This is a genomic window from Ilyomonas limi (assembly GCF_005233845.1).
In the GTDB taxonomy this organism is placed as follows: Bacteria; Bacteroidota; Bacteroidia; order Chitinophagales; family Chitinophagaceae; genus Ilyomonas; species Ilyomonas limi.
Window position 1 is genome coordinate 183,662 of sequence record NZ_SZQL01000009.1, and the last position, 15,524, is coordinate 199,185.

A 15,524-nucleotide genomic window follows, 5' to 3' on the forward strand; every position below is an offset into this window, starting at 1 on the left:
GCAAAAAGAGATAAACGCGTCGATCGGCTCCTACAATCAGAGCCTGCTAAATAATAAAGCTTATACCACGTAATAGGCGCCAACCTTGGAGTATATACTATGTGCAGTAATGTAAACAAAGTGCAATTATAACTTATTATTTAAGATCTATTTTATCTCAACCTTAAACCTTTATTTTATACACCAGTTCATCCTCAAAAGGATTGTATTGTTCAAAACCCATTGCTTCGTATAAACGTTGCGCAGTAATATTATGCTGCATGGTTTCCAACTGAATAAATGTGGCGCCTGCTTCTTTAGCAAACTGCAGAGCAGCTTCAATTAACTTTCTGCCAACACCTTGTTTTCTGTACATAACTTCTACATACAAGTCGTTCAATATCCAATTCTTTTGTGTACGCACCGATGAATACAACGGATATAATTGCGTAAAGCCGGCCGAAATCGTTTTGCCGTTTTGATTATCCAATGCCACAAAAATCACAGATTCATTACCGGATAATCGTTGTTGTAAAAATTGCCTCGCCAATTGAATGTCGGATGGCTGATGATAGAAGACTCTGTATTGATCAAATAATGCTGCTACTAAATAAAGCGTACTGTTATCTACTCGTTGTATTTGCATAAATGTGTTTAAAATTATTTTCCACAAAGGCATGAGACACGAAAATGGATGGTTGAATTTGCTTTTTACAGCCTGGCTTTTAACCTTATTCCTTACATCTTGATTCTTGTGTTTTAGCTCCTGCTTCTTGTATCTTGCGCTTTCCTTATTAATACGCCATCAACTGCTGCACTTTTCCGTCCAGTCTTGCGCTGGCTAAAAAGTTCTTTTCCAGTTTGATGTTAAACGGCACTGGTGTATCCAACGAAGCACAACGCAATACCGGCGCATCTAATAGTTGAAAACAATGTTCTGCAATCCAAGCCGCCACTTCGCCACCAATACCACCGGTAAGTGTGTCTTCGTGCAGCACCAGCACTTTGCCGGTGCGTTTTACCGATGTTTGTATAGCTTCGTAATCTAAAGGTAATAAGGTGCGCAAGTCAAGAATGTCAAAAGAAATATCGGTATGCTGTTGGGCATATTCCAGTGCCCAATGCACACCCAAACCATAGGTAATGATGCTAATGTCGCTACCTTCCTGCACATGCCGGGCTTTACCAATTTCTACTTCGTAATATTCCACAGGTACTTCACCGCTAATGCTCCGATACAAGCCTTTATGCTCAAAAAACAGAACCGGATTGGGATCGTTAATAGCTGCAATCAATAATCCCTTGGCATCCATCGGTGTGGATGGATACACCACTTTTAAACCGGGTGTATGCACAAACCAGGCTTCGTTGCTTTGACTATGAAAAGGACCTGCACCCACGCTCGCACCCGTTGGCATACGAATTACCACATCAGCATATTGCCCCCAGCGGTAATGTATTTTGGCAAGGTTATTTACAATTTGCGTAAAGCCTGCCGTTACAAAATCGGCAAACTGCATCTCCATCACACTTTTAAAATCTTCCAGACTTAAGCCTAAAGCAGTGCCAACTATGGCACTTTCGCACAGCGGTGTATTGCGCACGCGGTCTTTGCCAAACTCATATACAAAACCTTCGGTTATTTTAAAAGCGCCGCCGTATTCTGCAATATCCTGCCCCATCAAAATCAAATTGGGATGCTGCTGCATACTTTGCCGTAAGCCTTCTTTAATCGCATCAATAAACCGCTTTTCAGCAAATAACTCATTGACAACGGTGCCGGATGAAGCATTACCAATCAATATTACATCCGTTTGCCAGTTACCTTGTGTATAAGGTGCATATACATCAGCTAATTCTTCGCTGGTGCTGGGTATAATTTGGGGCGCATTCATGGCTTGCTGTAATTCATCTTCTATGTATTGCTTGATGTCGGCACGTGTTATCAATACCTCTTTCTCTTTTAATATGCCCTCTTTCAGCAAAAAGTTTTCATAGCTTTTTATCGGGTCTTTTTTGCTCCATTCATCCAGCATTTCCTGTGGTACATATTTAGTGCCGCTGGCTTCTTCGTGCCCACGCATACGAAAGGTGGCACATTCTACCAAATAAGGCTTTTGCTGTGCAATACAATTTTTACGCACATTGGTAATGGCTTCTATCACTTCCAATATATTATTGCCATCTATGCGAATGCCCTGTATTCCATAGCCTTTGGCTTTATCCACCAGATGCTCGCAACGGTATTGTTCCGTTACCGGGGTGCTTAAGCCATAGTAGTTGTTTTCTATTAAAAAAATGACCGGCAGGTTCCACACAGCAGCCACATTCAGGGCTTCGTGAAAATCGCCTTCGCTCGTGCCACCATCGCCGGTAAATGCGAGTGATGCTTTATTTTGATTTCTTAATTTATAAGCTAAAGCCGCGCCATCGGCTACTGCGAGTTGTGGACCCAGGTGCGAAATCATGCCGCAGATATAGTAATCTTTAATACCAAAATGAAAGCTCCTTTCGCGCCCTTTGCTATAGCCTTCTTTGTTGCCCTGCCATTGCATAAACAGCTTGCGCAATGGCATATTGCGGGTAGTAAAAACACCCAAATTCCGATGCAGTGGCATAATCCACTCGTCCGGCTGCATGGCATAGGTGCAGCCTACGGCAATTGCTTCCTGGCCAATGCCGCTAAACCATTTGCTGATCTTACCCTGCCGCAGCAGCACCAGCATCTTTTCTTCTATTAGCCGGGGTAATAACAGTAGTTTATAAATAGCAATAAGCTGATCGTTAGTAAAGTTTTTCCTGTTGAACTGCATGGGTAGCCTTGTGAATTGTAGGGGCTAAAGTAAGAAAAGTTGAGTGGGTTGGAGAATGCTTGTGTAATTCGTAAGTCTGAACTATGCACTAAGCTAATGCAATCAGATTACCGTATTTAAACTGAATAATGTCTGTATTTTTCGTCATTGCGAGCGTCAGCGAAGCAATCTGTGGACAGTAGCAAAATTAAAATAAGCCTGCAATGGGTTGAACTTATATGCTTTTTGATAAAGCGCTCAATAAGTCATAAATATTGGTTTAAACTATTAACAGATTGCTTCGCTGTCGCTCGCAATGACAAGGTGCGCACAGGTGTTGCAGTGAGTGACACGCCAACAGCCAATAACAGCACTATAGCCTGTTCCATAAAAAACAAAACACCGCAAATGTTTTCAACTGCTACCAAATACTTTGAAGTTATTGTAAGTATGTTCCCTTCCCCACTGTGGAGAAGGATACAGGGAATGAGGGCTAATCAAAGCTCTGGTTGCTCGCCGATGCCAGCTTCAACAAACGGTCGTATTGTTCCGGTGTTAAATCGTTATAAAAGAAATACACCGGATCAACGGGGGTACCGTATTTATGCACTTCGTAGTGGCAGTGCGGGCCAGTGCTTTTGCCGGTGCTGCCCACCCAGCCAATCACTTCGCCGCGCTTTACTTTTTTTCCTGCCCGCACTTTGATGCGCACCATGTGTCCATACAACGTTTCGTAACCATAGCCGTGATTGATAACCACGTGGTTGCCATATCCCCCTTCGTTAAAGCTCGCTTCCTTTACAGTGCCGTTGGCAGTAGCATAAATAGGCGTGCCCACAGGTGCGGCAAAGTCAAGCCCCGCATGTAATTTGGTTACTTTATACACCGGATCTATACGATAGCCAAAGCCTGAGGCAATACGCGTTAAATTTTTATTGCTTACCGGCTGTATGGCAGGAATGGCAGCCAGCAACTGCTCCTTGTTTTTCACCATGTCGCTAATATCATCATAGCTCTTTTGCTGGTAGGCAATGCGTTTTGCCAACGTATTTACCTGTCCGGTAATGCTTTTTACCAGCGCATCTTCGCTCATGCTTTGCACCAGTTTTACTTCTTTGGTTTTTTCTATGGCTTTCAGGCGTGCACTATCAGGTATCGGCTGTGCCTCAAAGATGGCGCGATATACATTGTTATCGCGGTTTTCCAGTTCTGCCATTTGTTGCTGTAATTGTTGTAATTGCTGGCTAAGCACTGCATAATCTTCGCGCATGTCTTCATTTTGCTGTTGAAGTAACTTTTCCTTTGGAGATTGTATATATTTAAAAGCAATAGCCACAATAATAGCCGCTGATACTACTACCGTTGCCAGAAAAGCAAACACGCGCAGCAGTTTTACCCGCAACGGCGTTACCAGCTTTTCGTAGCGTAGTGTATGCGTATTATAGAAATATTTGATTTTTTTCATAGTTTTTGAGAAGCTGCAAACTAAGCGCAGTTGACAGACGATAGTTGTTAGACGACCGTTAAAGAAACACGATACTTACCTTTTGTATATGCTAAAACATATTTATTAAGCTGCCATCTGTCACCCGGCACCTGTTATCTATACGTATTCCTCACCCCTAATTCCTACCTTTGCCGGCCGTTTTCAAATCATTCAAAGATAACGGCATTTTAAAAGATATATTTTCTATGACTTCTTCCGAAATACGACAAGCATTTCTTAATTTTTTTAAAAGCAAAGGTCACACGATTGTGCCTTCGGCGCCAATTGTGGTAAAAAATGACCCGACACTTTTATTTACCAACGCGGGCATGAACCAGTTTAAAGATTATTTTTTAGGCAACAAAACACCCGAACATAAATGCATTGCAGATACGCAAAAATGCCTGCGTGTAAGCGGCAAGCACAACGACCTGGAAGAAGTAGGCGTAGATACCTACCACCACACCATGTTTGAAATGTTGGGCAACTGGAGCTTTGGCGATTATTTTAAAAAAGAAGCTATTGCGTGGAGCTGGGAATTATTGACAGAAGTGTATCAACTGGATAAGGACCGCTTGTATGTAACTATTTTTGAAGGGGATGCAAAAGAAGGCCTGAAAAAAGACGAAGAAGCCTTTAACGAATGGAAAAAGTATGTGCCGGAAGAGCGGATTTTATTGGGCAATAAAAAGGATAATTTTTGGGAGATGGGCGATACCGGTCCCTGTGGACCTTCGAGCGAAATACATTTTGATAGCCGCAGCGATGAAGAGCGAAAAAGGGTAAATGGTGCTACTTTAGTGAATGCCGACAATCCGCAGGTGATTGAGATTTGGAATAATGTATTCATCCAGTTTAACCGTATGAAAGATGGTTCGCTGGAGCTGTTGCCCTCTAAAAATGTAGATACGGGAATGGGCTTTGAGCGCCTGGTGCGCGTGATACAGGGCAAACAAAGCAACTACGATACCGATGTATTTAGCGGAACAATAAAGGAAATAGAAAAGATAACCGGCAAGCAGTATGATGGCAGCGATAGCAAGCAGGCCATTGCTTTTAGAGTGTTGGCCGATCATATCCGCGCCATTGCTTTTACTATTGCAGACGGGCAGTTACCTTCTAATACCGGCGCCGGCTATGTGATACGAAGAATCTTACGCCGTGCAGTTCGCTATTATTATTCTTATTTAGATTATAAGCAACCATTGTTGTTTCAATTAGTACCTGTAATTGCAAAGCAGTTTGAGCAGGTGTTTCCAGAGTTGCAACAGCAGGCGGATTTTGTAAGCAAAGTAGTGAAGGAGGAGGAAGATGCGTTTTTAAGAACGCTGGAGAAAGGAATTGCTAAGTTTAATGATATTGTTGATCCGAAACATTTTATGGTTGAGCCTACAAAAAGAATTGGAGGTATTTCTGCTTTTATATTAAATGACACTTATGGCTTTCCGATAGACCTTACTCAATTAATGGCTAAAGAAATAGGTTGGGAAGTAGATATGCAAGGCTATGAAGAAGCCTTGCAACAACAAAAAAACCGTTCACGTGCAGCAACAGCTATCGATACAGAAGATTGGGTTTTATTACATGATAATTCTTTAAATGAATTTGTTGGATATGATAGCTTAGAAGTAAATACAAGAGTAAATCAGTATCGAAAAGTAAAAATAAAAGGTAAAGACCTTTATCAAATTGTATTACAAAAAACACCTTTCTATGCTGAAAGCGGCGGACAGGTTGGTGATAAAGGAAAATTGATATTTGGCAATGAAGAAATTGATGTTATTGATACAAAGAAAGAGAACAATTTAATCATCCAATTTACGGAAAAACTTCCTGCTGTTATTGGTGGTGAAGTAACCGCTATTGTTCCAAGAGGGCGAAGGCAAGATATTGCGGTACACCACAGTGCTACGCATTTATTACATGCGGCTTTGCGCAAAGTATTAGGTACGCACGTAGCACAAAAAGGTTCATTGGTAAATAATGAATATCTGCGTTTCGACTTCTCGCATTTTGCCAAAGTAACCGATGAGGAAATTACGCAAATAGAAGCTATTGTAAATGAAAAAATAAGGGAAAATATTCCGGTTATCATCAAATACATGAATAGAGAAGAGGCTATGCAAACCGGTGCTATGGCTTTATTTGGTGAGAAATACGGCGATGTGGTGCGGGTAGTAACAATCGATCCAAGTTATTCAATTGAACTGTGTGGTGGTACGCATGTAGGTGCCACCGGCGAGTTAGGCTTTTTTAAAATAAAACATGAAACCGCAGTAGCTGCTGGTGTACGCCGCATAGAAGCTGTGACCGGTAAAGCCGCAGAGGATTTTGTAGATGAACAATTAGCTGAGTTAAACATTGCAAAAGCTGCACTCAGAAATCCAAAGCAATTAAGCAAGAGCATTGAAAGTTTATTGGCTGAACAAAGTGAACTAAAGAAAAAATTAGAATCGCTGGAAGCAAAACTATCGAACAACCTGGAAGGTGAGTTACTGCAAAAAGCAACTACCATTAGCGACATTACCTTTATTGGCGGAACAGTAGAGGTAAGCAGTGCCGATGTGTTGAAGAAATTAGCTAACGATCTATCTAAAAAAGCAAACGGTGCAATAGTGCTTTGCGCCAGTATCAACAGCAAGGCATCGGTTGCAGTTGCTTTGGATGAAAGCTTACTTAGCAAAGGATTAGATGCGAATAAAATTATTAAAGAACAAATTGCTCCGTTGATAAAGGGTGGCGGTGGCGGACAAAAAACGCTGGCTACCGCTGGCGGACAAGACAGCAGTAACTTTCAACAGGTGATTGATAGAGTAAAAGGCTTATTATAAATTTTATTTTATAATACTCACTTTATAAAAAGCTCCGAACCTTTTAGCAGTTCGGAGCTTTTTATTTACCATCTGTTAAGCACATCAAACATCTCCTGTGGTTTTGCCCGCAGGTTGGCTGTTGTACCAATAGCAGCTTCATATATATCATTTTGCAAAGCATCAATCACCTGGCTTGCAAATTCATTTACATCCATACCGCCATGTGTGCTGGTTTTATCTTCTCTATGCTCATATCCTAATTCTGTATCTACACTAGGTGGTACTATTTCAAATACCTTTATCGTGGTGTTTCTCAACTGATACCGCAACGATAAAGTAAGCGAATGAATAGCGGCTTTGGTGGCACTATACACAGCAGCAACAGCCAGCGGTACAAAGGCAAGCCCCGATGAAATATTGATGATAGCTGCACTTTCTTTGCGTGATAAATAACTCGTAAATAATTGGATAAAATGAATAGGCGCAATAAAATTGATTTCTGTTTCTTTTCGTATGTTGGCAAGATCGCCGGTGCGCAAAAAGTCGGTGTGCAACTGTACACCGGCATTATTAATGAGTATATTTATTTCGGGATAATTTTGAAAAATCCATTCTGTTAAATCTACACGTTGCTGTGCATCGGCTATATCACATACCTTAGTAACAATGCCCGCGTTCACTCTCCTTATTTCCTCCAGTCGCTCTGCTCTCCTGCCACAAATAATCACTTTATTGTTTAGCATATTGAGTTGCTTGGCCAATGCCAATCCGATGCCTGAAGTGCCGCCGGTGATCAAAATGGTGTTGCCGGTAAGATTCATAGGTTGTATCTTTTATTGTGCAGGTTAATGCTTCAAAAAAGCTGCCAGCAAGTAATATCTTTTAAGCAATCTGAGGGTTACAGAAAGATAAATAGGCTATCAATAGTGATTATGTGCCAGGCACAGATTGCTTTACTTCACCTTCCTGCCGGTAGCTTTGGCTTACTGCAATTTTGAAATCTCTTTTTAATATGGAAGTTTAATCCATTCTTCAGGTGTTAGCGCAGCGTACCCCGAAGAACGTAGGAAAAAAGTTAGAAATTAAGATAGGTAATTGGACAACATTTTTTAATGGTAGGTGTATCATCCACCAGTAGCATTAAGTTCGGTTGGGCACACCGGGCAGTAGAGAAACTACCTTTGTTGAAAGCTGGCTTTTATTCGTCAAACTGCAATTTTTGCGAGAGTTCTCTTTAACTCCTTTATTGCTTTTGCGCCTTTGCCGGTGTACTTTACCAGCAGAGGCAAAAACTTCCAAAGGCCACCTATCCCTTATGCCTATTAACCTATAAAAGACAGGTGTACACCAACTTCTCATTATATTTAAGGCGCGTAATCATCATTACAAAATCTAACATTACATACCATTGAAAACGAGCTCAAAAAAGTACCGTACAATCATTAAGATGGGTGTTGTTTGCATTACACCTATCCTTTTCCTTGCTAATTCCTTCGCACAATATTCACCTCATAAATTTACCATTGCTGAAGCGGTAAAGCCCAAAGTGCAATCTTTTCCATTAGGTGAAGTAGAGATAACCGATGCATTGTTCCGTAAGGCAAAAGATAAAGACCATGCTTACCTCTTACAATGGAATTGCGACAGCCTCCTGTATTGGCACCGCAAGGCAGCCGGACTCAAGCCAAAAGTACCGGGGCACTATGGTGGCTGGGAAGGGGGCGGCAGCAATATTTTAGGGCATTATCTTACTGCTCTCTCCCTTATGTATGCCACTACCAAAGACCAGCAACTGCTCAATAGAATCAATTATATTGTTGATGAATTAGCCTTATGCCAGCAGAACGCAAAAACAGGTGCTGTTTTCAACGGACCGGGCTTTAAAGAAGCCTTTGAAGAAATGCGGAAAGGCAACTTCAACTTCCGGCTCGTGGGTCCTGAATTTCCGGTAGTAAATGGCGGAAATTATTTTTATGGAATACATAAAAATATTGCAGGCTTAAGAGATGCTTATCTTTTAGCCAATAACCAAAAGGCAAAAGAAGTATTGGTTAAGTATGTAAACTGGATTGATGATTTTGTGAACGCCGTTCCAACAGAAAAGTTTCAGGAAGTGCTGAATGTAGAACATGGCGGTATGGCAGAAGTAATTGCAGATGTATATGGCATTACGGGCGATAAAAAGTATGCAGCCCTCTCCAAAAAGTTTGTACAGCGCCGGATGGCCAACCCCATTGCACAGGGAATAGACATGCTGTATCCGCAACATGCCAATGCAAAAATTCCGCAGTTTGTTGGTTATGGCAGAATGTACGAATGGATGGGCAACGATGCAGACAGTGCAGGCAGATCTGCCTTTAAGTTTTGGGACATCGTAACCGAAGATCATACGTTGGTAAATGGTGGCAATAGCGAGTATGAACGTTTTGGTCCGGCAGCGCAGATATCGCAACGCATTGGCATGAGTTCTTCCGAAACCTGCAACACGTACAACATGCTCAAGCTAAGCCATGAGTTGTACGAACTTACAGGCCATACAAAGTATATGGATTACTACGAACGTGCCTTTTACAATCACATACTTGCCTCGCTGGATGATGAAGGCATGTTTTGTTATTATGTATCTACAAAGCCGGGCTGGTTTAAAACCTTCAGCACACCATTTAATTCCAACTGGTGTTGTGTAGGTACCGGCATGGAAAACCCTGGTAAATACGAGCAGGACATTTATGCGCATGATGATAAGAATATTTATGTCAATCTCTTTATTTCTTCTACTGTCAACTGGAAAGAACAGGGATTAATTCTAAAGCAACAAACCACCTTTCCACAAAGCGATACCGTATATCTGAGTGTAGAAAAGGCGGGCAAGGGAGTGGGCATACAATTCAGGCAGCCATCATGGCTCAGCGGAGCGGCGCAAATTTGGGTAAACAATACAGCGCAACCCATTACTGTAAAAGATAGCTATCTTACCATTCCTCATCCATTGAATAAAGGGGATAAAATACGCCTTATTTTACCAATGAGTTTACGGGTAGAAGAAGCCCCCGATAATCCAACGGTTGGCGCTATTTTGTATGGTCCTGTTTTACTTGCCGGTGAATTAGGAAGAAAAGGTATAGAGCATTTAAATCAGCAAGCGAATGAAATGTGGGATCTCAAAAACAATCCTGAGTTAAAAGATATTCCGGTGCTCATAGGTGATAAAAAACATCCCGAAAACTGGATAACGAGCGTACCGGCACAACCACTAACATTCACTGCTAAATCGTTGGATAATAAAGACATTGTTTTAAGTCCTTTTTACAAGGTAACTAACCAGCGTTATTCCGTTTACTGGGATATGTTTTCCAACCAGCAATGGCAGGATTACCAGCATTATAAAAAGAGTTACCTGAGAGATGAAGTAATACCGGGAGATACTGATAGCGAGATAGCTCATCAACTACAAAGTAAAAACGACACTATCGAAAACATCTATTTCAAAACCTGCCGTACTGCAAAAGAAGGCGGGCAATTTTCCTACAACCTGAAGGCTGCAACAAACGAACCTTTATTCCTCGTAGTGAAATACTGGGGCGGCGGCTGGGGGCCCGATCCTTCGGGCATGTTGGACATTTATGTAGAAAATGTAAAGCTTGCAACACATGATCTCGGCAACAAACTGCACGAGACTACCTTTTACGATTTGAATTATGCTATACCTGTTCAGCTAACAGAAGATAAGGAGAAAGTCGATGTAACATTTAAAGCAAAAAATGGAAAGCTGGAAAGTGGCGTATTCGAATGTAAGTTGGTTACTGCACAAGGACTGGTCTTTAAAGATTTGTTGAAAGATCAGTAGTGTGATGGTCAAATAGCTTTTGCTGCTTCACTTATCCGAACTTTGGCATGTTCATGTGTCAGTACAATATACACTTCCCTTTGTTTTAGTGTTTTAATTTATAAGGGCGCCCTATTTTTACATGAGGGGGTTAAATAGGTGATATCCAAAATTGCCCTTGGCTAATTTACTCCCTTAGGCAACAACTTTGTACTTCCAAAAATTGCTAAAGTCCAGCTAAGAACAAGCAAAATTTCATGGCGCCGCAACTCACCCATAAACATTCAACGGCAGGCTTTAGCAACCACTGCTTAATGGTAATACGGACTAATCATTAAGTACACCACAGGACCGCTGATAGCCACATACAGCCACAATGGCCAGGTATATCTTGCAATTTTTTTGTGTTGTGCAAACTCGGCGGTCAATCCTTTGTAAGCAGTGTATAAAATGAACGGCAGTATTACGCTGGCGAGTAAAATATGTGTAATTAAAATAAAGAAATAAATGCCCCGCGTGCTACTAACAGCAGCCAGTTCTGCAGGCGATACTTCGCCATCGTGGTTACTGTCGCCATAGCGTGCCTCACCCGCCAGCAGGTGATGTGCAACGTACGAAGCAAGAAATACAACAGATAGTACCAAAGCAGTAATCATCAACTGCTTGTGCAGCTTGTATCTTTTCTGCTTTACGGCCAGCAAAGCAGCTATCAGCAGCAGTGCTATAATGCTGTTAATGACCGCGTTTATGGCCGCAAAAATGTGTACGTCAAACGGTACGGATATATCCAGCTTAACATTGCCCAACAGCGCCACTGCCAAAAACATTACAACCGAAAAAATACCGATCAGCCACTTTGCCTGTTTATCATTCTTTTTAATCGTAGCCTGTAACATAGCCTAAGGATTGATTCTGTTTTTTCTGAATAAAAGTCTTATTGCAATCACTACCACTACGATGGTTACTGCAAAGAAGATAGCCATAAGCACCGGGTCGAAAGGCAGCGGTTCGGGATTAGTAGCTTTTTCCACCATCAGTATTCCAATATCATGTGCCAGTTTGCCAAGCGCAGCACTATCGGTACCATCGTAGTAGCCACGCACTTTATGCATTTTATCTATCAGTACAAAGCGGTTGGTGTGTACAAAGTTGGAATCAATAGGCTCATTGCTGTACTTATCAACCCTTAATTGTTCAAAAATGAAGTTGTAAATAGAATCACGGTTGCCGGTTAAAAACCACCAATTGTCGTGATTTACACCAAAATGGTCGGCATACGCTTTTAAGCGCGATGCTGAGTCACGCTCAGGATCAATGGTAAACGATACAAACTGCACTATCGAAGTATCTATGCGGTGGTATTGATCGCCGCCCCTGGCGAAGGAGCGTTGCAGCTTCGCCATGTTTTTGGTGAGTGTAGGACAAATACCGGCACAGGATGTAAAAAAGAAATCGGCCACAATCATTTTATTCTGGATGTCGTACAAGCTTACGGTATCACCAAACTGATTTTGCAGCCGGATGTTGGCTACGGTGTGCCATACAGTGTCTTGCATCATTTTGCCATCCTCCACGCGATTTACAACACTGTCGGGTAGGTAATGACGTGGCATATCAATGCTATGTTCGCTGGCATATTTTGCAAGCAGATAGCCAATGATGGGTATAAGCAGCGCAATACACAGCGCCAGTATAGTAGTTCTCCTCATGATTGAAGTATAAACATCGCTCAATACTGCATACAACAGTATTAGCGGCGCAAAAGTAATGGCAAAAAGTAAAAAGCCTCCTGCTTACGCGTAAGGCTTGTACTATTGTTGTGCTAAAATTTATCGTGCGCAATCATAGCACTGCGGTTGCTTTCAATCAATCATTCACGATTGACTACTCACAATCCACAATTTTCACTATCATTGTTCACTACAATATTTTATGGAATGAAAAAGATGGCACTCATACCGGCACGCTATGCAGCCACGCGTTTTCCTGCCAAACTAATGCAGCCGCTGGGCAACAAAACTGTTATTCGCCATACGTATGAAAATACGGTAGCCACACAGCTTTTTGATGACGTAATGGTAGCTACCGACAGCGATATTATTTACCACGAAATTACCAGCCACGGCGGTAAAGCAGTAATGAGTAAAAAGCAACACGAAAGCGGCAGCGACCGCATTGCCGAAGCAGTAGAAGAGATAGAAGTGGATATAATTTTGAATGTGCAGGGCGATGAACCGCTCATACAGAAAGAACCGCTTGCAAAATTATTGCAGGTATTTGAAGGAGATGCCGGTAAGAATGTGCAGGTAGCCAGCATGATGAAAATCTTTACAGACCTGCGCATGGTGGAAGACCCGAACAATGTGAAGGTTGTTGTTGATAACAAAATGAATTCTTTGTTTTTCAGCCGCTCGGTGATACCTTACAACCGCGCTGCCATACCGGTTAATTATTATCATCATATTGGCGTATATGCCTTTCGCAAAAAAGCATTAATGAATTTTACCCAATGGCCAATTACGCCCTTGGAAGCGGCTGAAAAGATTGAATGTTTACGCTACTTAGAGCATGGTATTCCACTAAAAATGGTAGTAGTGGATTTTAAAGGTGTGGGCATCGATACGCCGCAAGATTTAGAGCATGCAAAGCAATATGTATAACCGTATGCAACCACTTACTTTTACATTGATACAAACCCATCTGCATTGGGAAGATAAAGCAGCCAATCTGGCTATGCTGGAGCAAAAAATAAATAGCATCAACCAGGTAACCGAGGTTATTGTGCTGCCCGAAATGTTTAGCACCGGCTTTAGTATGCAGCCGCATCTCTTTGCCGAAGACATGCAGGGCGAAACAGTGCAGTGGATGAAAAGAATAGCACAGCAAAAAAAAGCCATCATTACCGGCAGCGTGATTATACAGGAAAAAGACAACTTTTATAATCGTCTCCTCTGGATGCTGCCTAATGGCAGTTATGGTTGTTACGACAAAAGGCATTTGTTTGCCTATGCAGGCGAAGACGGACATTATACACCCGGTAATAAACGCCTTATCGCCTCCGTGAAGGGCTGGAAAATCAACCTGCAAATATGCTACGATTTACGTTTTCCGGTTTGGGCGCGCCAGCAAACTCCTTCTCTTTTGGAGAAGCCCGGAGATGAGGTGGAATACGATGTATTGCTCTACGTGGCCAACTGGCCTGAACGCCGCAACCATGCCTGGCAAACATTGCTTACCGCACGTGCTATAGAAAACCAGTGCTATGTGATAGGCGTAAACCGTGTAGGTGCCGATGGCAATAATATAGCACATTGCGGCAACAGTATGGTTATAGATGCACTGGGAACTGTTTTATACCAAAAAGAAAATGAAGAAGCTATTTTTACCATTATGCTGCAAAAAGAGGCATTGCAGGAAGTAAGAAAAAAATATCCCTTTTTGCACGATGCCGATCACTTCAACATCATCAATGAATAACAAAAAAGCATACACCGCCGGCACTGTATTTACCGGCACCGATAAATTGCGCCATCATGCCGTACTCACGGTAAACGGGTGTATTAAAGCACTGACGCCTTCTATTGCAGTGCCCAAAGATTTTGAGGTCACTCATTTTGGTAAAAACGCCATTATCGCTCCGGCTTTGGTTGACCTGCAATTGTATGGTGCCAACAACAGGCTCTTATCGGTATATCCCGATGCGCAAACAGTAAGTGATATTGTGCAGTACAGCAAAAACGGCGGCGCGGCATGGTGTATGCCTACCGTAGCAACCAATACTTACGAAGTGTTTTTTAAATGTATTGATGCAGTAAGAAGCTATTGGCAACAGGGCGGCAAAGGTGCATTGGGGTTGCACGTAGAAGGTCCGTGGATAAGCGTGGAAAAAAGAGGAGCACATAACCCTGACTGGATTTTTTCACCTACGCTACAGCAGGTAAAAGAACTGGTGGAATATGGCAAGGGTGTAATAAAAATCATCACGCTGGCGCCGGAAGTTTGCACGCCCGATTTACTGGAGTATATACAGTTGCATAAAATAATTATCTCTGCCGGGCACAGCAATGCCACGTATGAACAGGCAATTGAAACATTTAATACAACGGGTATTGATACGGTAACGCATTTATACAACGCTATGAGTTCTTTGCAGCATCGCGCACCGGGGCTTGTGGGTGCAGTGTTCGATCATCCACTGGTAAAGGCGGCTATTATACCTGATGGACATCATGTGGATTATGCTGCCATTCGCATAGCCAAAAAAATATTGGACGAGCGGTTGTTCGCCATTACCGATGCAGTAACTACTACCACCGAAGGATATTATAAACACGAATTTGCCGGTGATAAATACACCTCTAATGGCATACTCAGTGGCTCTGCATTAACCATGCATAAAGCATTTAAAAACTTAGTGGTGTATGCCGGTATAAAGGTAGATGAAGCCCTGCGCATGTGCAGTTTGTATCCGGCGCGCGTTATTAAACATAGCGATGAAATTGCTTTACTTAAAAAGGGCTATCCTGCAGCCATGATAGTGCTGGATAAAGAATTGAATCTGGTAGAAACAGTTTGTGAATGGGGAGTAGTATAAATGGCGAATGGTCAATTGTGAATGATGGAGCCAC

At 42.2% G+C, this 15,524-nt stretch carries 11 protein-coding genes; 5 read left to right on the forward strand and 6 right to left on the reverse strand.

Annotation, left to right across the window (positions count from 1 at the left end; translation table 11 throughout):
* Positions 1-163: 163 nt before the first annotated feature.
* The 3 genes from FC093_RS12645 to FC093_RS12655 all read right to left on the reverse strand — a co-directional run bounded on the left by FC093_RS12645 (position 164) and on the right by FC093_RS12655 (position 4,236).
* Positions 164-625, reverse strand: coding sequence for a GNAT family N-acetyltransferase (locus tag FC093_RS12645; RefSeq protein WP_137262156.1), 462 nt, complete (start codon positions 623-625; stop codon positions 164-166).
* Between the two features lie 148 nt (positions 626-773).
* Positions 774-2,792, reverse strand: a complete 2,019-nt coding sequence (locus FC093_RS12650) for an alpha-ketoacid dehydrogenase subunit alpha/beta (RefSeq protein ID WP_137262157.1) — start codon at positions 2,790-2,792, stop codon at positions 774-776.
* Positions 2,793-3,264: 472 nt separating this feature from the next.
* Positions 3,265-4,236: a M23 family metallopeptidase gene (locus FC093_RS12655; protein WP_137262158.1), complete on the reverse strand. Its 972-nt coding sequence runs from the start codon at positions 4,234-4,236 to the stop codon at positions 3,265-3,267.
* Positions 4,237-4,463: 227 nt separating this feature from the next.
* Between FC093_RS12655 and alaS the strand changes: the two genes are divergently transcribed.
* Complete coding sequence (gene alaS, locus FC093_RS12660) at positions 4,464-7,088, forward strand: alanine--tRNA ligase (protein ID WP_137262159.1); 2,625 nt, start codon at positions 4,464-4,466, stop codon at positions 7,086-7,088.
* 65 nt (positions 7,089-7,153) lie between these two features.
* On the opposite strand, the gene FC093_RS12665 is transcribed toward alaS, so the two are convergent.
* The gene (locus FC093_RS12665) at positions 7,154-7,891 is read right to left on the reverse strand and encodes an SDR family oxidoreductase (RefSeq protein ID WP_137262160.1); all 738 of its coding nucleotides are present in this window, start codon (positions 7,889-7,891) and stop codon (positions 7,154-7,156) included.
* Between the two features lie 587 nt (positions 7,892-8,478).
* Here FC093_RS12665 and FC093_RS12670 point away from each other — a divergent pair.
* The gene (locus FC093_RS12670) at positions 8,479-10,917 is read left to right on the forward strand and encodes a glycoside hydrolase family 127 protein (RefSeq protein ID WP_137262161.1); all 2,439 of its coding nucleotides are present in this window, start codon (positions 8,479-8,481) and stop codon (positions 10,915-10,917) included.
* A 290-nt stretch (positions 10,918-11,207) separates the two neighbouring features.
* On the opposite strand, the gene FC093_RS12675 is transcribed toward FC093_RS12670, so the two are convergent.
* The gene (locus FC093_RS12675) at positions 11,208-11,792 is read right to left on the reverse strand and encodes a DUF420 domain-containing protein (RefSeq protein ID WP_137262162.1); all 585 of its coding nucleotides are present in this window, start codon (positions 11,790-11,792) and stop codon (positions 11,208-11,210) included.
* A 3-nt stretch (positions 11,793-11,795) separates the two neighbouring features.
* Positions 11,796-12,605 carry an SCO family protein gene (locus tag FC093_RS12680; RefSeq protein ID WP_137262163.1) on the reverse strand — a complete coding sequence of 270 codons (810 nt, stop codon included), beginning with the start codon at positions 12,603-12,605 and terminating at the stop codon, positions 11,796-11,798.
* Between the two features lie 228 nt (positions 12,606-12,833).
* Here FC093_RS12680 and kdsB point away from each other — a divergent pair, with 228 nt between their 5' ends.
* Genes kdsB through nagA form a run of 3 tightly spaced genes read left to right on the forward strand, consistent with a single transcriptional unit; the run spans position 12,834 to position 15,490 of the window.
* The gene (gene kdsB, locus FC093_RS12685) at positions 12,834-13,556 is read left to right on the forward strand and encodes a 3-deoxy-manno-octulosonate cytidylyltransferase (RefSeq protein ID WP_137262164.1); all 723 of its coding nucleotides are present in this window, start codon (positions 12,834-12,836) and stop codon (positions 13,554-13,556) included.
* Positions 13,537-14,373 (forward strand): amidohydrolase, encoded by an 837-nt coding sequence (locus FC093_RS12690; protein WP_240743284.1) that lies wholly within the window; start codon positions 13,537-13,539, stop codon positions 14,371-14,373. Before kdsB ends, FC093_RS12690 begins: the two co-directional genes overlap by 20 nt.
* A complete protein-coding gene (nagA, locus tag FC093_RS12695; RefSeq protein WP_137262166.1) occupies positions 14,366-15,490 on the forward strand; it encodes an N-acetylglucosamine-6-phosphate deacetylase in 1,125 nt (374 codons plus the stop codon). The genes FC093_RS12690 and nagA overlap by 8 nt, the downstream gene beginning before the upstream one ends.
* The last annotated feature ends 34 nt before the right edge of the window (positions 15,491-15,524 follow it).